General features: G+C 44.3%; 8 protein-coding genes and 2 pseudogenes. All 10 read left to right on the forward strand.

Annotated features, from left to right (window positions below; translation table 11 throughout):
- Positions 1 to 28 precede the first annotated feature (28 nt).
- Positions 29 to 1,615: a glycoside hydrolase family 28 protein gene (locus PJIAN_RS04015; protein ID WP_068702234.1), complete on the forward strand. Its 1,587-nt coding sequence runs from the start codon at positions 29 to 31 to the stop codon at positions 1,613 to 1,615.
- Between the two features lie 9 nt (positions 1,616 to 1,624).
- Entirely contained in the window at positions 1,625 to 3,016 is a 1,392-nt protein-coding gene (locus PJIAN_RS04020) for a glucuronyl esterase domain-containing protein (protein WP_068702236.1), read from the forward strand.
- Positions 3,017 to 3,236: 220 nt separating this feature from the next.
- A complete protein-coding gene (locus PJIAN_RS04025; protein ID WP_153802481.1) occupies positions 3,237 to 3,890 on the forward strand; it encodes a transposase in 654 nt (217 codons plus the stop codon).
- Positions 3,891 to 4,037: 147 nt separating this feature from the next.
- Positions 4,038 to 6,488, forward strand: coding sequence for a glycoside hydrolase family 95 protein (locus PJIAN_RS04030; RefSeq protein WP_068702240.1), 2,451 nt, complete (start codon positions 4,038 to 4,040; stop codon positions 6,486 to 6,488).
- Positions 6,489 to 7,148: 660 nt separating this feature from the next.
- Complete coding sequence (locus PJIAN_RS04035) at positions 7,149 to 10,355, forward strand: SusC/RagA family TonB-linked outer membrane protein (protein ID WP_084252247.1); 3,207 nt, start codon at positions 7,149 to 7,151, stop codon at positions 10,353 to 10,355.
- 118 nt (positions 10,356 to 10,473) lie between these two features.
- Complete coding sequence (locus PJIAN_RS04040; RefSeq protein ID WP_068702244.1) at positions 10,474 to 12,540, forward strand: RagB/SusD family nutrient uptake outer membrane protein; 2,067 nt, start codon at positions 10,474 to 10,476, stop codon at positions 12,538 to 12,540.
- 611 nt (positions 12,541 to 13,151) lie between these two features.
- Entirely contained in the window at positions 13,152 to 16,466 is a 3,315-nt protein-coding gene (locus tag PJIAN_RS04045) for a glycosyl hydrolase (protein ID WP_068702246.1), read from the forward strand.
- A 20-nt stretch (positions 16,467 to 16,486) separates the two neighbouring features.
- The gene (locus PJIAN_RS04050) at positions 16,487 to 17,920 is read left to right on the forward strand and encodes a glycoside hydrolase family 140 protein (protein WP_068702248.1); all 1,434 of its coding nucleotides are present in this window, start codon (positions 16,487 to 16,489) and stop codon (positions 17,918 to 17,920) included.
- Between the two features lie 87 nt (positions 17,921 to 18,007).
- Positions 18,008 to 21,754 (forward strand): annotated as a pseudogene (locus PJIAN_RS04055) (family 78 glycoside hydrolase catalytic domain); the annotation flags it as partial.
- Positions 21,755 to 21,901: 147 nt separating this feature from the next.
- Positions 21,902 to 22,618 (forward strand): annotated as a pseudogene (locus PJIAN_RS15100) (sugar phosphate isomerase/epimerase family protein); the annotation flags it as partial.
- Positions 22,619 to 22,653: the final 35 nt, after the last annotated feature.

Below are 22,653 nucleotides of genomic sequence, written 5' to 3' on the forward strand. Positions count from 1 at the left end.
TGAACTTTGAAATTTTGAATTTGAATTAATGAAAAAACTATTGACAATTTGCCTGTTGGCCTTGTCTGTGCAATGGGCTGTTGCCGAGGTTGTAGACATGCAGAAAGCCGGTGCCGTAGCAGATGGTAAAACCTTGAATACGGCTGTGATTAAGAAAACCATCGATCGGTTGTCGGCTCATGGCGGCGGAACGCTCTTCTTTCCGGCAGGAACCTATCTGACCGGTCCCATTGTGTTGAAAAGCAATATTACCATAGATATAGAATCGGGAGCAACAATCCAATTTTCAACAAACTACGACGATTATCTTCCTTTTGTCGAAATGCGTTACGAAGGGGTGGTGATGAAGAGTTTTTCTCCGCTGTTTTATGCTTACGGTCAGGAGAATATCACTATCAAAGGACGTGGTAAAATCGACGGAAACGGACAGGCGTGGTGGAATGCCGTTTGGGCGCTTGAAGGTGCCAAAAAAGATGAGGCGCTGGCAGCCCGCGTGCAAAAATACCGTGCGCTTTGGGATAAAGAAAATCCTGATTTCCAGATTGAAGCTAATTCCGATTGGAAAGGAACGCTGGCAAAGAAATTCTTCCGTCCGTCGTTTATCCAGTTTTACAAAAGCAAAGATATTCGCATCGAGGGGATTACGTTGGTCAACTCTCCTTTTTGGACCGTCAATCCCGAGTTTTGCGAAAATGTGACGGTCGATGGTATTACCATCAATAACCCATATTCTCCCAATACCGACGGAATCAACCCGTCGTCGTGCAAAAATGTACACATTGCCAACTGTCATATCAGCGTGGGCGACGACTGCATCACCATCAAATCGGGTCGCGATGCGCAGGGTCGCAAATACGGAGTCCCCTGCGAAAACGTTACTGTGACTAATTGCACCATGCTGGCCGGTCATGGCGGAGTGGTTATCGGCAGCGAGATGTCGGGCAGCGTGCGCAAAGTGACCATCTCTAACTGCGTGTTCGACGGTACCGACCGGGGCATCCGCATCAAATCGGTTCGTGGTCGTGGTGGCTATGTGGAAGAAGTGCGGGTGAACAATATTGTGATGAAAGACATTAAAAAAGAGGCAATTGTGCTGAGTTTGTTCTACGGAAAAGCTCCGCTCGAACCGCTTTCCGAACGTACTCCTATCTTCCGGAATATCCATATTTCGGGAATGACCGGTAGTAATGTAAATGCTGCATGTTTGGTAGAGGGAATCGAGGAGATGCCGGTGTCGGATGTCTCATTCGAAGATATCAACATGGATGCACAGAGTGGTTTTGATATTAGTCGTGCAAAAGATATCCGACTGAGCAATGTGAAGGTAAATGCTCAGATGGGAGCTGCATTTAAGCTTTCGGATGTGTCGAATGCTTACCTTAGCAATGTTTCTACGTTGAAACCTATTGCCGATAAATCGGTGATCGAAGCCACCAATGTCTCCGACCTGTTTATCACCGGCTGTTTTCCACAGGCAGGTAGCCGTTCGTTCCTGTCGCTGAACGGAGAAAAGAGTAACAATATCATCTTGTCGGGCAATTATCTGATTCGGGTTACGAATCCGGTTGAAAGACAGGAAGATTTGAACAAGAATGTCGTTATCGTTGAAAAATAAAAGATAGAAATGAAAAAATTACTGACAGCATTTTTGGTGCTTCTGTTTGCAGCACCGCTTTTTGCCCAAACAGCCGACGAAGGCTACAGTCGTCCGTTGGCAGATGTACTGCAATCGATCGAAAAGCAGTTTCATATTCAGTTCAAGTACGACAAAAAAATGATCGATGGCAAGCAATTGCAGGGTGCCGACTGGCGTATTCGTCCCTGGAGCCTCGAAAAAACATTACAGGCAGTGCTCTCCCCGTTCGATTACACTTATGTGATGGATCATGGCAAGTACAAAGTTAAAGCGTACGAGTATGCCCGCACCACCGATGAAGAGGGGAAGGAGTTTCTCGATTATCTGAAAACACTTTACAACGATAAAGATAGTTGGGAAAAACGGAAAGCCGAGCTGAAATCGTGTATGCGTGAGGCGTTGCGTTTCCCGGCGCTGGTTCCGGCCAAGCCCGATTCGAAGGTTATTCTCACGCCGAAGCGGAAATACGACGGTTACACGGTCGAAAATTTTGCCATCGAAACACTTCCGAGCGTTTATGTGTGCGGATCAATCTATAAACCGCTAAAGATGAAGGGTAAATGCCCCGTTATGCTCAATCCGAACGGTCACTTTGGTGACGGACGTTACCGTGCCGATCAGCAAAAACGTTGTGCCATGGAGGCTCGTATGGGAATTATTGCTGCCGACTGGGATCTCTTTGCCTGGGGTGAAAGCCTTTTGCAATTCGATGGTACAATGCACCGCATAAGCGCTGCTCAAAGTATCCAAACCCTCAATACCACCCGTGTACTCGATTATTTGCTGACAATGAAAGAGGCAGATCCGAAGCGTGTCGGTATCACCGGCGGATCGGGTGGTGGTAGTATGACGATGCTCGTTTCGGCCATCGACGACCGTATCACTCTGAGCATTCCGGTGGTAATGCTATCGTCGCACTTCAACGGTGGGTGTCCCTGCGAAAGCGGAATGCCGACCCACCTTTGCGGCAACCGCACGAACAATGCTGAGGTGGCAGCCATGTTTGCCCCGAAACCGTTGCTGGCCATTACCGATGGCGGTGACTGGTCAAGCACTGTTCCGACGCTGGAATATCCTTTCCTGCAACGCACTTATGGATTTTATGGAGCCGAAAGTCAGGTGGAAGATACCCATTTTCCGGCTGAAGGACACGATTATGGTTTCTCCAAACGCAAAGCAATGTATGAATTTGTGGCAAAACATTTTGGGTTGAATATCAATGTATTGAAAGATGCTTCCGGTGCGTTTGATGAAAGCAAAGTGACCATCGAAAAGGAACCGCAAATGTATGCTTTCGGTCCAAAAGGAGAGAACCTTCCGGCCAATGCCATTAAGGGTAAAGAAGCGTTGATGGCAATGCTGAAGAAAGTCGGATTTTGAAGTTAGCAGGGACAAGCGACATCCTTGTCGCTTGAAAAATTTGAAGGATTAAGCTAATAAACATATATTTGTCTGTATTAGCCATTTTTTTGCTGCTTGAAAATGTAAAGAATAATTCGTGAGTTTCTGAAGGAAATTGATAACAAGCGAATCGTAAGTCGTCTGTAAAGAATGCACAACAAGCGACAAGGATGTCGCTTGTCCCAAACAATAACAATACATGGAGAAGAAGGAATACCACAGGGCAAATCTACCCCATTATCAGCAACCAGGGCAAGCTTATTTTGTCACATGGTCGTTGAAAGATGCTATTCCGGCAAAAGCCATGAAAGATTATTCTGATCAACTTACTTCGTTACGACTTCAGATTGAAACCAGTACAAGAGATGGTAATCAGAAACTTTGTGCAGAGTTGAATCAGCAATATTATCTTGTGCGCAAAAAAATGATGAAAGCGTATGAAGGGCTTTTACATCTGGCAAGCAAACCAATCGTTGATCTTTCAGCAGCGGAATATGTTCAGATTGTCATTGACGCATTAACCTTTTGGCAGGACAAAAAGCTTTGTAATTATGCGATTTGTGTTATGCCGAATCATGTGCACTGGGTATTCAGACTGTTGGAAAAAGATGCTAGCGATAATCCTGTTTATTTGGAAGATGTTTTGAAGTCGGTGAAGCAATTTTCTGCCACAGAGATAAATAAACGTGCAGGAATAACAGGACGTTTATGGCATAAAGAGAGTTGGGATACAACCATCAGAGACGACAGACATTTATATGCTGCTATTGAATATACACAGAACAACCCTGTAGAAGCCGGTTTGGTTACAGATTGTAACGACTGGAAGGGAACCGTTGTTTTTGAAAAATGAATACGTCCTTTTCGGGACAAGCGATTTCCTAATCGCTTGATTCATTTCAGTTCATCTTCAATCGACAGTTTTGTCGATTAAAAATTGAAATAGCAAGCGACAAGGATGTCGCTTGTCCCGTAAACACAATAAATATTTTAATCAACTATGAATAAGCGCTTTTTATTGACTCTTTTATTTTCGGCTGTGTCATTGTCGGCACTTTTTGCTGCCGGTAATAACCCGATGGTTCTTTGGTATGATAAGCCGGCAGCCGACTGGAATGCAGCTTTGCCTGTGGGGAACGGACGGCTGGGTGCCATGATTTTCGGAACTCCCGCAGTGGAACGCATTCAGTTAAATGAGGCTACCGTTTGGGCCGGATCGCCAAATAATAATGCCAATCCTGCCGCAAAAGAGGCTCTTCCGAAGGTTCGCCAACTGATTTTTGAAGGAAAATACGGAGAAGCCCAACGGATGGTCGACGAAAAAATGATGCCGGCAACCAACTCCGGAATGCCGTATCAATCTATGGGTGATTTTTATATCTCTTTTCCGGGACATAGCAATTACACTGATTATTATCGGGATCTCAATATTGGCAAGGCCGTCGCTTCCGTCTCCTATAAGGTGGACGGAGTAACTTTTCGCCGCGAAGTATTTTCGTCTTTTACCGATCAGGTAGTAATTGTGCGATTGACGGCAGATAAGCCCGGCAGCATTTCCTGCAACACCTTATTGACAACGCCGCATCAAAAATATGCGATCTTTAATGATAAAGATGTACTTACGCTTTCGGGAACAACCGAAACGCATGAGCGGCAGAGCGGTAAAGTGAGGTTTTGTACGCAGATAAAAGCAAAAATTTTGGGTGGTAGCTGTTCGGTGAAAGATGCTGTTATTTCAGTGCAAAAAGCCGACGAGGTTATTTTTTATATTTCGATGGCGACCAATTTTACCGATTACAAAACCTTGTCGACTGATGAGTTGAGCAAGTGTGCAGGTTTCCTCAATAAAGCAATGGCTACCCCATACAGTGTTGCCAAACAGCAGCATACCGCTTTCTATAAGAAATTTTTCGATCGGGTTGATCTGAACCTTGGCTCGAACGAAGCAGTTAACGATCCGACGGATGTCCGGGTGAAACAATTCCATTCACGTTTCGATCCGCAACTGGCAGTTCTTTATTTTCAGTTTGGACGCTATTTGCTGATTTCCTGTTCGCAACCAGGTGGGCAACCGGCAACATTACAAGGACTTTGGAACGAGCAGATTTTGCCGTCGTGGGACAGTAAATATACCACCAACATTAATACTGAGATGAACTACTGGCCTTCCGATGTGGCGAATCTTGCAGAAATGGAAGAACCATTGTTCGGGATGATCCGCGAACTTTCGGTGACCGGTCGGGATGCAGCGCGTATCATGTATGGCGCGAGGGGCTGGGTGCTGCATCACAACACCGATATATGGCGCATAACCGGCACTGTCGATCATGCACCTTCCGGCATGTGGGTTTCAGGTGGAGCCTGGACTTCACAACACTTATGGGAACGTTATCTGTATCAGGGAGATCGTAAATTTCTCGAATCGACTTATCCCATCATGAAAGAAGCCGCACGCTTTTTTATCGACTATATGGTTCCTGATCCGAAAGAAGGCTATTTGGTGGTAACTCCTTCGCTTTCTCCCGAAAATGCTTTTGGAAAGAATAAGAAGTTCAATATTGCCTCGGGGTGTACCATGGACAATCAGCTCGTTTTCGATCTTTATTCCAATGTGATACGGGCTTCCGAAATTTTGGGTCAGGACAAATCGTTTGCTGACTCGATCAGAGTTTTGCGGAGTAAAATTTCGCCAATGCGTATAGGACGCTTTGGGCAGTTGCAGGAATGGCAACAGGATTGGGATGATCCGGCTGATACTCATCGCCATGTCTCTCATCTTTATGGCGTTTTCCCAAGCAATGAAATTTCGCCATACCGTACTCCCGAACTTTTCGATGCGGCACGTACTTCGTTGATCCACAGGGGTGATATTTCCACCGGTTGGGCGATGGCCTGGCGCATCTGTATGTGGGCTCGCTTCCTCGACGGCGACCATGCGTACAAGTTGCTGACCAATCAGCTGGATCTGGTATCGAACGAAAAGAAAAAGGGAGGAACCTTTCCCAACCTCTTTGATGCTCACCCGCCATTTCAGATAGATGGGAATTTCGGCTGCACTGCCGGCATTGCCGAGATGCTGGTGCAGAGTCATGACGGATTTATCTACTTGTTACCCGCTTTGCCATCGGTATGGAAGGATGGTTCTGTAAAGGGTCTGAAAGTCAGAGGTGGTTTTGAAATTGATATGAGCTGGAAGAACGGACAGGTGGAGACGCTAACTATTCATTCTTCATTAGGAGGAAATTGCCGGTTGCGGGTGAAAGGATCATTGAAAGGAACAGGTTTGAAACTTGCAAAAGGGTCAAATTCAAATCCTTTGTTTACAGTGCCCGAGATACCCAAGCCTATTATCTCTCCGGATACAAAAACAAATCCGGTCAATTTGGCTCCGACTTACCTGTATGATTTAAAAACAGAAGAGGGTAAAAGCTATACCCTGAAAACAAAATAAAGGAAAGATAGTTATTTGTTATAGTTTTAGGTAGATTGATGAATCCCCGGCTGCACAAAATGTGGTCGGGGTATTTTTTTATAGATGTAAATTGTTGTAATATAACTATATGACATTTGTTTTGAAGTGTAAAAAAGTGAAAAACATTAATATTTTGATTTTTGTATTTGCATTTTGATTTTGCGCTCGTATTTGTGTTTTGTATCTATTATTTTTGCTAAACGAAAATAAACGAAAGTACAATTGACCTTTATTTTCATTTGTCGAAAATAAATGAAAAGCATTATGGGGCTTTAAGAGAACATTTGTATTTAAAAACCTTTGTTTTTAATGCAATGTGTAATCAAAATGCTTGTTTTTGTCATGATACATTTATTTTCTATTTGTATTCTATGGTAAATATAACACTTGCGTTATAGAAATATTTACAAGGAAGGCCCATAGAATTAGAATAAGTGAATGTGCTGAAATGAAATATAACCAAAATCAAATTATTCCTGCCTATGAGTACATGAGAAATTACTTTATCAACTAACCAGGGTAAAACAATCAACTCAAACCGGGGCGCCGGTTAACTGAGCATGATTATCGGAGACGGATTTTCTTTTTAGAATTGTCTCCGTTACGCAAATTCCAGTGACTTTATAAAAAAATGAACACATGAAATTACACAAAACAACACGATCAGCAGCTACGTCTGTTGTCAGATTGAGTCTCATATTCTGTATGACGACTCTTTTCTCAATAAGCTTATTGGCGCAAACGCGAACAGTAAGCGGAACTGTAAAAGATCAAAACGGAGAACCGTTGATAGGTGTTTCCGTTCAACTTAAAGGTGATGCAAAAGTAGGTACCATTACCGATGTGCAAGGTAAATTTTCTCTCTCAGCTCCTGCTAATTCCTCTCTTAATTTTTCTTATATAGGATATTTATCCCAGACTGTTACAGTCGGACAATCTCCGATGCTAGTGACTCTGGTTGAAGGTACCAAAAAGCTTGACGAAATTGTTGTAGTAGGTTACGGAACGGTCAAGAAAAGAGACCTTACAGGAGCTGTATCTTCCGTAAAAAGCCAGGATATAACATTACGTCCAGGTTCTAACCCGGCAGAATCTCTTCAGGGAAAAGTTGCCGGATTGGATATTACCCGCACATCAGGGGAACCCGGTGCTGGTGTAACTATTCAGTTGCGTGGTACACGATCTATCACTGCAAGTGGAGATCCTTTATTCTTAATTGATGGCTTACCCGGTGACTACTCAACTCTGAATCCGAATGATATTGAGTCCATTGAAGTGCTCAAAGATGCATCTTCTACAGCAGTTTATGGATCGGCAGGATCAAACGGTGTTATCATCATTACCACCAAAAAGGCTAAAACCGGAAAGATAAATGTAGAGTTGAATGCTTATTATGGCTATAACGGATGGTCGGTTATCCCGCAGATGCGCACCGGAGCTGATTATCTACAGACAAAACGCGATGCTTACAGCTATGTATGGGATGCTACCAATAGCAAATGGACTACAACCGGCGCCATTTGGCATTCGGAAGCTGATGATGAAACCATTTTTGGCTCGGCCCGTTATGCTACCTATAAGGAAGGTAATTATGTCGATTGGGCAAAAGAATTTTTGCGTAAAAGCGCAGGTACTCAGAATTATAGTTTAAGTATCTCCGGTGGAAATGAAAAGACAAAGGGGTATATCTCTTTCAACTATAATGACGAAAAGGGGCAATATAAGGGAGATGATCTTAAGATATATTCAACCAACATGAAGGTGGATCACTCTGTAAAAAAATGGTTTTCAATAGGGAGTAATGCGCAAATATCTTACGCAACAAGAAATAGAGCTCAGGATAAGTTAGAAAATGCATTGACAACCGACCCTCTTGTTAAAACACGCAACGCTGACGGAACGTTGAACACAAACCTTGGTAATAACGTGTATAATCTTCTGCTCAACTATCAGCCAGATGTTTATGCAAATACGGATAATAATCTGAAACTGTATGTAAATCCTTATGCAGAAATCAAACCCATTAAAGGCTTAAGCATTTTATCTCGCTTGGGAACCTATCTGCTCTATTCGAACAACTATTCATTTGATGGCATCGGCTCGGTAAACTACACTTATAACAACGGGCAGATCGCTAAAGCACAAATTACACAAAATCGTGCGTATGGATACAATTGGGAAAATATTTTAACCTACAACTTCAAAGTTGCCAAAGTTCACGATATTACATTGACAGGTGTTACATCCTGGGGATATAACCAGGATTTGAATACAGCTATGTATCAGAGTAATATCTTATCAAATAATTTCAAATGGTACAATTTTACCAATGATGTAAATACCACTTCTTCTTCTTCATATGATATGAAGAAAACGATGGCTTTTGTTGGTCGTGTTAACTATTCTTATTTGGGTAAATACCTCTTTTCTGCATCGATTCGTCACGATGGTGCTTCGGTTCTATATGAAACAAAACAATGGGATAATTTCCCTGGATTGTCGGCCGCATGGAGAATCTCTGACGAGAAATTCATGGCTTTTTCAAAGAATTGGTTAGATAACCTTAAACTACGACTAGGATGGGGTATTACAGGTACTGCTAAATTAGATCCGTATACATCAGTACAAAATTTGCAGAGTACCAATATGTCGCTCGGAGGTACCACACAATCCATCTACCGTTCGTCACAATACATTACCAATCCTGACCTGGGATGGGAAAAATCCAACAATACCAACGTCGGTTTGGATGCAATGCTGCTTAATGGCCGTGTCGATGTATCTATGGATTATTACGTAACAAAAACTGACGGAGTGATTTATGCGGTTAATTTGCCGGCAATTTATGGGACTTATACTCCCGGAGCTTTGTATAAAACCAACCTCAATGTTTGTCAAACACAAAACAAAGGATTTGAGCTAACATTAAATACCCGCAATATTGCAACGAAAGCTTTTGAATGGAACTCCTCGGTTACTTTCTCAACCAACAAAGAGAAAATTCAGAAACTGACCGGTGCTGCCAATAACTATATTGCGAATGGATCCTATACACTTGCGCTGGGACAACCAGTTAATTCGTACTACAACTACAAGTTGGACGGAGTATGGCAAATAGGTCAGGAACAAGATGCAGCAGTATTTGGTGTAAGACCCGGTGATTTGAAAGTGAATGTTCCGGGCATGAACAAACTTGAAGATGGTGTCTTTGTAAAAACTGCGGCAGATGGAACTCAAACATACTACTATTCAAACCTTACTGCAGCACAGAAGTACAATTCAGCTCTTACGGCTGCAACTGCAAAATATACTTATAGCAGCAAAGATTATCAGATTCTGGGCCACAATTCTCCCGACTGGTCGCTTGGATTCCAAAACAGCATTAAATACAAGAATTTCGATTTGAGTGTTTACATGTATATGAGATGGGGACAAAAAATCAGCTATAACATGATGGGATGGTATCAACCAAACGGCTTTGCAACCAATGCAAGTCCTTCAAGAACCATTCCGAAGAGCTTCAATTATTGGACACCCGAAAATCCATCCAATGACTTTCCAGTGATGAATTATCTGGCAACCAGCTCAAATATGCTGGGCTTCTCGGGGTTGAATTATGTAGACGGATCTTTCTTTAAGCTCAAAAATATCACTCTGGGATATACTTTACCCTCAAGCTTGGTCAAAAAGCTTTCGATAGAAAAATTCAGATTATATGGAACAGTGACAAACTTGCTGGTACTTTCAAAAAGTCATTTGTTGAAGCAATATGATCCTGAAATGAACGGGTCTCTCAGCTATCCTCTTACAAAACAAATTGTTGTGGGTCTTAACGTGACATTTTGATTGCTAAAACATTACAACGCATCGTGGAACGAATATTTTGCATCATAAAACGCGAGACTATTGTGAGTTTTATGGCAACACGGAGTTCCATGCTGCATAAATAAAAAATTATTATAGTATGAAAACTATCAATATAAAAAGCCTACTGCTAAAATGCACATTCGGTTTGTCTCTGGCATTAAGTCTAAGTGCATGCAGTTTAAATGAATATAACCCGTCTGCTTTGTCAGATGAAAATGTACTGAGTAATTTCAGTGGCTGGAAATCTTATCAATCAAACTGTTATACAGGCCTTTGGGGATCGTTGATTGGTTTGAACTATGGCATTGTGTCAGAAGCAGGAACTGATCTATGGACCTTTTCATACGGCACTCACAGTATGTACAAAGATTTATTAGCGTATGAACAATTCACTACAACGAACGGCTCCGTAAATGGAGTGTGGGTGTATGCATACGGCTCAATAAACGATTGCAATAAAACGATCCGCTTATCTGCTCAGCTCAAAGATGGCGCGTCTTCTGATATTAAAAGTTTAGTAGGCGAAGCCAAACTTTTGAGAGGATACTACTATTCGGTGCTGGTAACTCAGTTTGGATCAATTCCTTTAATTTTGGATGACAAGGCAGAAAAAAGTCTGACTCCCAAACGCAATAGTGTGGGCGAAGTGTATTCACAGATTGTATCTGACTTAAGATTTGCATTCAATAATCTTCCTGTGACACCGTATGATAATAATGCAGCCCGCGTTACCAAGAAAAGTGCCCTTGGCCTTTTAGCGCGTGTGTATGCACAAGGTGCCGGCGAAGGACTTTCCGAAGGTAGTAAATCCTACTGGGTACGTGCAAAAGAGGTTGCCGATAGCCTTATTAACAATCAAAGTGCTTATGGTGCAACAATGTATGACGATTTCCAGAAAGTATTTGCATCGGGTAACAACCGTAATAATGCAGAAGCTCTTTTTACAGCTTATGGAGTGAATCCGTATGATCCTTCTTATGACGTATTTACCGGTAATTCAAAGCCCAATATTTATCTTCACTATTACCCTAAATTTGATGATGCATTCGGAACAACCGATCTTTTGAAAAAAGGTGTAAATGCCAATACTTCAAATGCTTATTATGGTCGTTGTAATCAGCAATTCTTGGCTCCGACAAAGTATCTGATCAATTGTTTCAATGCGAAATACGATAAACGTTGGGAAAATACCTTTGTAACTGCCTTTGCCAATTACTCTGGTGTACAGGCTATTACCAGCCTTGGCACGGGTGCTCCAACACCTGCAAATGTAAGCTATAGCAACGCAACAATAACACTGACGGCGGCTATGTGTAGCAAGTATGGTATCGACCCGTCTCACGTAGGAGAGAAAATTTATCCTTATGCAGACGTAAATGCGGTCAATGCATCTAAAAATGCTTCTTGGCAATACATTCCAAAAATTTGGAAGAAAGGTTCGCACACAGGTTTGGCTGTCGACTTGAAAGATACTACGAATGCAAACTTGCATCCCTATCCTTTGGCAGCCGATGAAGACCGTTTCTTTGCCTATTTAAGTAAAGAGCCGTTGACTGTAGCTGAGAAAAAAGCCCGTAGATATGTTGCCCTGAACATCGACGATTTCTTTGATATGGCTGCAGACCCTACCGGTAGTACTTACAAGAGTGTTACAGGTTCAAATGGATTTACTCCGATGAGTTTGGCAAACCTTTTCCCCGCTATGATGAAATTCAATCACAATTTTGATGGTGCGTGGTTAGGTTCCAATTTCCAGCAAAAGTTGGGCAACATTATGATAATGCGTATGGCGGAAGTTTATTTGATTGCTGCTGAAGCTACGCTGCATATCAACAGTGGTGACGGAACAACAGCTGCAAATTACCTGAATGTGCTTCGCAAACGTGCATGTAGAAATGTTTCGGATTTTAATACAACTACCGGCATGCAGCTTACGACGGCAACAATGGATGATGTGTTTGATGAATACGCCAGAGAACTTTGTGGTGAGTATTATCGTTGGGGATTGTTGAAGAGAAACAAAGCGTTTGAATCCCGATTGAAAAAATACAACGGAACTGCGTTTACAAACTTTGATCCTACGAAACATTACAATCGTCCTATTCCTTATAACTTCCTGACTCAGATTAATAATGCTGACGAATTTGGGACGAACGGTTATTAATAGACGAAGTTGAATCTCAAAGGATTTTAATCAGAGTCTACCGGAGCAATTGAAACCCATTGGCGTTGTTATTTAATGGGTTTCAATTGACAAGGTTTAATGATCAGTTTATTTTTGCATACAGGCCTGTTGCATATCTACGGGTTATGACTCATATGTAGCATGCATGTATGATATCAGGCAAGAGTAGTCATTTAGTGCTAAGGATAGTTTGTTTTGCAAGAGAGATTTGTTTCTGGCAGGTTGCAAGTCTCGTAAGAATTAAGGTTGTTTAGTAGGTAATCTTGATGGCTACGACAGGTATATTTGCGGGTATTTATTTGCTTTGTAAGTATACCTGTTTTTTTTTATTTCCAGTGATAATAATTTTGTTGATGAAAGGCATATGGAATTGATAAATCAGTGAAGCTAACTTCATGTTATAATCCCCGATAGTTATCGGGACATTTTCTTCTCTGTACTAAAAAGCATCTTCTTTTTATTGTTTTATAATTTCAAAAGAAAAGACTTTCGGAACTCGCGTCTGATTTATTTATTTTTCTGTAATTTTCTGAATTCATAGTCTTTATATCTCAATTTTACTTCGTATTTTTGTGTTTCAATCCGTATATATGCAAAAATGCTTTTTTAAATACCTGTTTTTTGTTTCGATTTTATTGGTGTTTGTTTCCGAATTGTTTTCTTTTGGGGAGCTAAGTGCTCAGCCACGCAAATCCGGAAATAAAGACCTGTTCTTCATTTTCCATAACCCACCCGAATCTGCAAAGCCCTGGGTATTTTGGTATTGGATGAAGGGCGCAGTTACTCCCGAAGGGATTAAGACCGATTTGAAAGCAATGAAAGAGATGGGGCTGGAAGGTGCCTATCTGGTACCAATTCAGGAATCGACCAATCCGCCGATCGTTGCTCCGGCAGCCGATACGTTTACTCCCCGTTGGTGGGAAATGTTGCGGTGTGCATTCACCGAAGCCGAACGATTGGGCCTGAAATTCACCATGCATCCGGGCGACGGTTTTGCTACCGCCGGAGGAACATGGAACACGCCCGAAATGTCGATGCAGAAAGTGACCTGGAGCCAGACTCAGGTGCAGGGCGGACGTTTGTTCTCCGATACGCTTCCACAACCGGAAATGCTTCACAATTATTACAAAGAGATTGCAATTCTGGCATTTCCATCACCAACAGGAACCGGCATTTCTACTGAAACCGTTGTTCCGAAAATTACTACCAGCACTGGCGAGGATGCTTCTTTTCTGGTGCAGAAAAACGGAAAGGGATCCTTAAAAAGCGATGCTGCGTGTTGGATTCAATATGAATTTGCACAGCCGTTTACCTGCCGGTCGATCCTGACTGCCGGCGCAACGTACAACTATCGGGCGCATAACCTGCGGATTGAGACCAGTGACGATGGTGTTCATTTCAAACCGTACTATAAGCTGAGTACCGGTCGGAACGGCTGGTTTGATGCTGATGCCGATTATACGCATTCCGTGCCTGAAGTGACGGCGCGCTATTTCCGTTTTTATTCTGATAAAGAGGGTATTGAACCCGGTAGCGACGATAACGAAATGGGGAAATGGAAACCGACCCTGAAGTTGCAAAAACTGGAACTTTCTTCGGCGGCTGTCATTAACCAGTACGAAGGAAAAAACGGTGAAATATGGCGCATTGCACCCAAAACACCGGATAATTTGTTGGCAAGTTCGGCTTGCGTACCTTTCGATAAGATCATTGACATTACCGATAAATACAAGAACGGAAAACTTACATGGCAGGTTCCTGCCGGCAACTGGACGATTTTTCGTGTGGGCTATACCACTACCGGACATCAGAATATGACAGCCGGAGCGGGAAAAGGGTTGGAGTGCGACAAGTTCAACCCGGTGGCTGTGAAGCAACAGTTCAACAACTGGTACGGTGAAATCCGTCGCCGGATGGGTGACGAGTTGACATCCAAAGTCTTGAAACGCATCCATGTCGATAGTTGGGAGAGTGGCAGCCAGAACTGGTCGCCGGTATTTCGTGCCGAATTTATCAAACGCCGCGGCTATGATCCAAAACTATACCTTCCGGCAATGGCGGGAATTCCGGTGCAGGATGCTGCAACTTCCGAAAAGTTCCTGTACGATGTCCGCCAAACCATTTCTGACCTGACGAACGAAAATTTCTTCGGGGTGCTCGATTCGCTGGGCAAAAAGGATGGCTACGAATTTTCTGCCGAATCGGCTGCTCCTGTGATGAGCGGCGACGGCCTGTTGCACTACAAAATTGTGGATGTGCCCATGGGCGAATTTTGGGTGAATAGTCCTACACACGAGAAACCGACCGACATGACCGAGGCGGTTTCCGGTGCTCACATCTATGGCAAAAATATTGTTCAGGCCGAGGCGTTTACCACGCTGCGGATGGACTGGAACGAATATCCCGCAATGCTCAAACCGATCGGCGACCGCAACTTTGCACTGGGCGTCAACCGTTTTGTATTTCATGTGTTTACCGAGAATCCTTTTCCCGATAAAAAACCGGGCATGACGCTCGGGCCTACCGGCGTTTTCTTTCAGCCTACGCAAACCTGGTGGAAACCGGCCAAAGCGTGGGTCGACTATACCCGTCGCTGTCAGGCGTTGTTGCAGTTCGGAAAACCGGTGATAGACATTGCCGTGTTTACGGGTGAAGAGTTGCCGCGCCGCGCCATTGTCCCTGAAAAACTAATCAATACGTTACCCGGACTGATTGGGGAAGAGGCTGTGGCGAGAGAGAAGAAACGTCTTGAAAACAGTGGCGCTCCGATGTGGAGTAAACCTGACGGGATTATCAATTCGGTGAACACAACCCATCCTGCCGATTGGGTCGATCCGTTAAGAGGCTACAAATACGACTCGGTGAATCCTGATGCTTTACTCAATCAGGCTACAGTATCAGATGGTAAATTGAATCTTTCGGCTACAGCATCCTATCAATTGCTGGTGTTGCCGCAAAAGAATACAATGATGCCGGATACCACGCTGTCGGATAAAATGCGGATCCAAATAGGCAAGTTGAAACAGCAGGGAGTGAAGGTGATTCGCTATTGGGACAAGCCTACGTTGGATGCTTTAGGCATCGAACGGGACGTGATTGCGAAAGATAATCAGGGGAAAACGTTGGGCAATTTTGCATGGAATCACCGGACGGCTCCGGGAATCGATGTCTATTTTATTGCCAATCAGAAAGCCGGGCAACAGGAAATTTCTTTGTCGTTGTGCGTGAGCGGTCGCGTTCCCGAAATCTGGAACCCAGTGACGGGAGAGATTCGTCAGGCCGGTACGTGGACTATCCGCAACGGACGCACTGAATTGCCTTTGCGCTTGGATGCTTACGAGTCGTTGTTTATTGTGTTGCAAACGCCAACCAAACAGACCGAAAGCGCGAAAGGTGCCAATTGGATTGAAACTAAAACCGTTCAAACTTTACCCGAAAAATGGTCGGTACAATTTGACTCGGCATTTGGGGGTCCGAAGCAAGCAGTACAATTTTCGACTTTGACGGACTGGACGACAAACATCGATCCGGCAGTGAAATATTATTCCGGAACGGCAGTTTATTCTTCTGATGTCGAAATAAATAAGATCGGAAAAGGAGAGCGACTCTGGCTTGATTTGGGTCGTGTGGAGAAAATTGCCGAGGTGAAAGTAAACGGTGTTTCGTGTGGTGTTGCCTGGACATCGCCTTACCGGGTTGATATTTCAAACGTCTTGAAACCGGGCAAAAACAAAATCGAGATTGCCGTTTCCAACACCTGGATCAACCGTTTGATCGGCGATAGCTTGGTGCCAGAGAATCAACGGATCACCTCCACCTTCAACCCGATTTACAGGTTGGATGATAAGAAAATTACACCGTCGGGTCTGATTGGACCAGTAAGGATTTTGAAAGAAGGAAAATAATTTAACAGACAAATATTCTCATGAATCGAATTCTAACATTGCTTTTTGCAACATTTTTATTGACAACGCTTTCCGCTCAGGAAAAGAAAGACCGGTTTGATATTCCCTGGAAAAACGGCAAACTAAAAGTGAGCGACAATCACCGTTTTCTTCAGTTTGAAAATGGTAAGCCATTCTTTTGGCTGGGCGAAACCGCCTGGTTGTTGCCTTCACGCAGTAACCGTGAGGAAGCATCCTACTTTTTGGGCGAAACGGCAAAAAACGGATTCAATGTGGTGCAAATTTCTATCCTGCACGATATCAATGCGATGAATGCCTATGGACAGTGGGCTTTGCCGAACGGTTTCGATTTTAAGAACATAGACAAAAAAGGCGAATACAACTACTGGCAGCATGTGGACTATATTGTGAAAGAGGCCGAAAAACGCGGGCTTTATATCGGTCTGGTTTGCGTGTGGGGCGGCAATGTGAAGGCCGGACTCGTGTCTGTTGACGATGCAAAAAAATACGGCAAATTCTTAGCCGAACGCTACAAAGATGCGCCGAACGTTATCTGGATCATCGGCGGCGATCAGCCGGGCAGCATCAAACCGGAGGTGTGGGAAGCTATGGCGACCACCATCAAAGGCATCGACAAAAATCACCTGATGACCTATCATCCTTTTGGACGTACCACTTCCGCCACCTGGTTCAACAATGCTTCGTGGCTCGATTTCAATATGTTTCAGTCGGGACACCGCCGTTACGGACAGGTAAAAGGTGACGGAGATCTAACCGTTGAGCCGAATACCGAAGAGGATAACTGGCGTTTTGTGGAACGCAGTCAGGCCATTCAACCCGTGAAACCGGTGCTGGATGGCGAACCTTCGTACGAGGATATTCCGCAAGGGTTGCACGATTTTACCCAACCCCGCTGGAAAGCCGAAGATGTACGTCGCTATGCTTACTGGTCGGTGTTTGCCGGTTCGTTCGGGCATACTTACGGCAACAACTCCACTATGCAGATGTTCCGTCAGGGTTATTCACCTGCTTATGGCGCTACACGTCCATGGTACGAATCCATTCACGATGCCGGTTGCCAGCAGATGAAATACCTGAAAGCGCTGGTGCTCGCATTTCCATATTTCGATCGGATAGGAGATCAGAGCGTAATTAGCGGAACGAACGGAACACAGTATGAACGTGTCATAGCAACCCGTGGGAACGATTACATGCTGATTTACAATTATACCAACCATCCCATAGAAAGCGACCTGACCAAAATCTCGGGCGAAAAGAAATGCGGCTGGTGGATGAACCCATCCGATGGCTCGTTGGAGTATATTGGTGAATTGAAGAACTCAAAACAAACCTTTTTCCACTCCAGCGGTTACCGTTCAGGCAATGACAAAGTGCTGATTATTACCGATGCTACAACTTCTTATCTGAGTAAAGATCAGAAAAGCATATTGTAATATTAACGTTAAAGAATAAACCCGATTAAACCCAGCTGTGCTGAAACGGGTCAAAATATAAATATCCGTTTCAAATAGAAATATAATATGAAGAAAATTGCTTTATTGATAGTGAGTTATATCTGTTTTCTGACAGCCGGTGCTGTTGGAGTAACCAATTTACGAACCGAAATGCTGGTCGATCCGATCGGGATAGACAATCAGCATCCGGCATTAGGTTGGATATTGACTACACAGGAACGGAATGTTGTGCAAACGGCTTATCAGATTGTAGTGGCTTCGTCGCCCGAAAAGCTGGCAGCCGGAGAGGGTGATTTGTGGAATTCAGGCAAGGTCGAATCCGATCAGTCGACAAAGGTTATCTACAACGGCACGGCGCTGAAAAGCGGCCAACGTGGCTACTGGAAGGTGAAGGTTTGGACCAACAAAGGCGAAACCGTTTGGAGCACTCCTGCAAAATGGGGCATGGGTCTGCTTGCCAAAAGCGATTGGAAAGGTAAATGGATCGGTCTTGACAAAGCATCTTCGTGGGATAGTATATCGTTCCATTCCCGTCTCTCGGCACGCTACCTGCGAAAAGAATTTGCAACTACAGCTAAAAAGCAGATCAAACAGGCAACAGCAAGCATTGTCGGTCTGGGTATGTACGAACTCTATATCAATGGCAAGAAAATAGGAAATCAGGTGTTGGCTCCATGTCCGACCGATTTCGCACAAGATTCAAAATACAACAGTTTTGATGTAACCTCGGAACTGAATCAAGGCAAGAATGCGTTGGGAGTTATTTTGGGTAACGGGCGTTATTTCAATATGCGCCAAAAGACGAAGCCGCAAAAAATTAAAGTTTTTGGTTTCCCGAGAATGCTGTTCCAGCTCAATGTGGAATATACCGACGGAACTCATTCGGTGGTTGTAAGCGACGAAAGCTGGAAACTTACTGCTGACGGTCCTATCCGCAGTAACAACGAATGGGACGGCGAAGAGTACGATGCAAACAAAGAGCTGACCGGATGGAATCTGGTTGGTTTCAACGATAAAAAATGGAACAAAGCCGAAGTCGTGCCTGCACCGAGCAATCTGATTACAGCTCAGATGAACGAAAATATGATCGTTCATGAGGCGTTGAAGCCGCAATCGATTACCCGTCAGGCGGATGGAAGCTATATCCTCGACATGGGACAAAACATGGTGGGTTGGTTGAGCTTGCAGGCGCGGGGCAAAAAGGGAGATAAGATAACGCTTCGTTTTGCGGAAACCCTTCAGAAAGATGGTTCGCTCTATCTCGAAAATATCCGTACGGCTCAACAAACCGATGTGTATACAATGAAAGGCGAAGGCCTCGAAAGCTGGGAGCCCCGTTTTGTTTATCACGGATTCCGTTATGTTCAGGTAAAAGGCTACCCCGGAACGCCTACCGTAGATGATTTTGCGGGTAAAGTGGTGTATGACGGGTTTGCGACGGTTGGTTCGTTTGCAAGTTCAAATTCGATGCTCAACAAAATATATCACAATGCTTACTGGGGAATTCGTGGCAACTATAAAGGCATGCCTGTTGATTGTCCTCAGCGCGACGAGCGTCAGCCATGGTTGGGCGATCGTTCTACCGGTTGCGTGGGCGAAAGCTACATCTTCGATAACGAAAAATTGTATGCGAAATGGATGGATGACATTCACGAATCGCAGAAAGAGAGCGGTCAGCTCCCCGATATGTCGCCGGCATTTTACATGACCTACTATGCCGACAACATGACCTGGCCGGGAACGTATCTGATGGTGGCCGATATGCTTTACAACCAGTTTGGAAACACGCAGGTAGTGGCAAAACATTATCCTTACATGAAAAAATGGTTGTTCTATATGCGCGATAACTATTTGAAAGACGGAATTTTAATCAAAGACCGTTCGGGCGATTGGTGCATGCCTCCCGAATCCCCCACGCTGATTCACTCGGTAGATCCAGCTCGTCAAACGAACGGAGCGTTGATGTCGACAGCCTACTACTACCATTTTCTTCAGTTGATGACCAAATTTGCGAAAGCAACAGGTAATGAGGCTGATATTGACGAATATGCCAAAGAAGCAGTGGTCGTAAAAGAGGCGTTCAATAAGAAATTCCTTAACACCACGACTCATCAGTACGGCAACAATACGGTAACCGCCAATGTGTTGCCGCTGGCTTTCGGCATGGTTCCCGAGAAAGAAGAGGATGCTGTGTTTAAGCAGATGCTCGACAAAATCGTTATCAAAGACAAAATACATTTGAGTTCGGGATTGATTGGTATTCAGTGGCTAATGCGCGAACTGACCAAACGCGGTCGTGCCGATGTGGCTTTTACCATCGCAACTCAGAAAGATTACCCGGGCTGGGGTTATATGGTTGAGAAAGGAGCGACCACCATTTGGGAACTGTGGAACGGCGATACCGCCAATCCGAGAATGAATTCGCACAATCACGTGATGTTGCTGGGCGACCTTATTCCCTGGATGTACGGTGATTTGGCCGGATTGAAAAATCATCCTACTTATTCCGGTTTCAAACGGATGTGGATGGAACCGCGTCCTACCGAGAGCCTTACCTATGCCAAAGCTTCGACCGAAACTCCCTATGGCACGGCCAAGAGCGAATGGATGTTAAATGGAGGAACATTTACCTGGCATGTGGTGGTTCCTGCAAATACACGTGCCAACGTGCTGGTACCTGCCGAATCGGTAGATGCTATCACCGAAAGCGGGAAGCCGGTTATGCAGGTGGAAGGCCTGAAGTTTGTACGTGTGGAAGATTACCGTGTTAACCTTGAGGTTGGCTCTGGCGATTATACCTTCGTTTGCAAATACGGCCAGGCACAAAACCGCTGGAGAGAAGGGATCGTTGTGGACGAGTTTATCAATAAAGGAGCACCGTATCCCGAAAGTCATGCCTCTACCATTGCCGAAACTACCGACGGCCATCTGGTTGCTTCATGGTTTGGAGGAACCAAGGAGAAGAATCCTGATGTCTGTATTTGGGTGAGTCGCTTTGAAGACGGCAAATGGACGCAAGGCCAAAATGTTGCCAATGGCATTATCAACGACACCTTGCGCGTTGCCTGCTGGAATCCGGTATTGTACCAGGTGCCCGGTGGCGATTTGCAACTATATTACAAAGTGGGCAAAGATGTGGCCGACTGGAAAGGTAAAATGCTTACGTCTAAAGATGGCGGCAAAACCTGGTCGAAGCCGGTTGATTTGCCGAACGGATTTTTAGGTCCTATCAAAAACAAACCGGTATTGTTGAAGAACGGCACATTGATTGCACCTTCGAGTACCGAGAATCAAGGCTGGAAGGTTCATTTTGAAACGACGAAAGATTTTGGTAAAACATGGAAATACGTGGGGCCGATCAACGATGGTAAAACTATTAACGCCATTCAGCCCAGCGTGTTGATTCATAAAAACGGCGATTTGCAGATCCTTTGCCGTACTCAGGAAAGGGCAATTGGCGAATCGTGGTCGAAGGACGGCGGCAAAACATGGTCGCCGATGCAGAAGTCTTCTTTGCCAAACAACAACTCGGGAACAGATGCCGTTACCCTGAAGGACGGACGTTTTGCCCTGATATACAATCATGTTTTGCCCAACGATACCCTGAAGCGTGGCAAAGGAGAACGGAATCCGCTCAACCTGGCTATCTCGGAAGACGGTAAGACATGGTATGCAGCATTGGTGGTGGAAGATTCTCCGATCAACCAATATTCGTATCCATCTATTATTCAATCATCTGACGGACTCATTCACATTGTCTACACTTGGCGTCGTAAAGCCATCAAACATGTAGCCGTTGATCCGGCAAAGCTTATATTCTCCAAAATTGAAGATGGGGTATGGCCGGCAGCCAACGAAAAAGAAGAGATTCAGGTGATTAATCCCGACCGCTACAAAGTGTCGGTATGCGACTGGATGATTCTCAAACGCCAAAAAGTGGGAGCCATTACATTGGCCAAAGAAATTGGCACTGATGGTGTTGAAGTGGACATGGGCGGCTTGGGCAAAAAAGTTGACTTTGAAAACAAACTGAACGATCAGAAGACGCGTGAACAATTTATTGCCGAATGTAATCGTTTGGGCTTGCAAATCAGTTCTATTGCCATGTCGGCTTTCTACGGACAAAATTTTGCCAAACGCGACAACTATTTGCCGTTGACAGAAGAAACCATTGAAGTGATGAAGGCTCTGAAGGTAAAAAATTGCTTCCTTCCGTTGACCAATATTACCGATATGCAGAAAGATGAGCAACTGTATGCTTTGGTGGTCGATCGTTTGAAGACGATAGCCAAAAAGGCAGAAGCGGCGGGCGTGGTCATCGGAATCGAGACTTCGATGCCGGCCAAAGAAGAGGCCAAACTGATCGACAAAGTTGCGTCTCCGTCTATTCGCAGCTATGTGAATGTTTCTACGATTTTGAAAAGAAATGGCGATATTTGCAAGGAATTAAAAACGCTGGGAAAAGAACGGATTGTTCAGATTCATATCACCAATACCGATGGCAACTGGTTGCAAAACGATCTGGCCGTTAATATGGTGGAACTCAAGAAAACGCTTGATAAAATGGGCTGGGGCGGCTGGCTGGTCATCGAACGTTCGCGCGACACGAAGGATGTGCACAACGTGAAATGGAATTATGGTGCCAATGCGGCTTATCTGAAGAAGATGTTCCAATAATTTGACAATATGCTAATGTGCCAATATGCCAATTG

The organism is Paludibacter jiangxiensis (assembly GCF_001618385.1).
Lineage (GTDB): Bacteria > Bacteroidota > Bacteroidia > Bacteroidales > Paludibacteraceae > Microbacter > Microbacter jiangxiensis.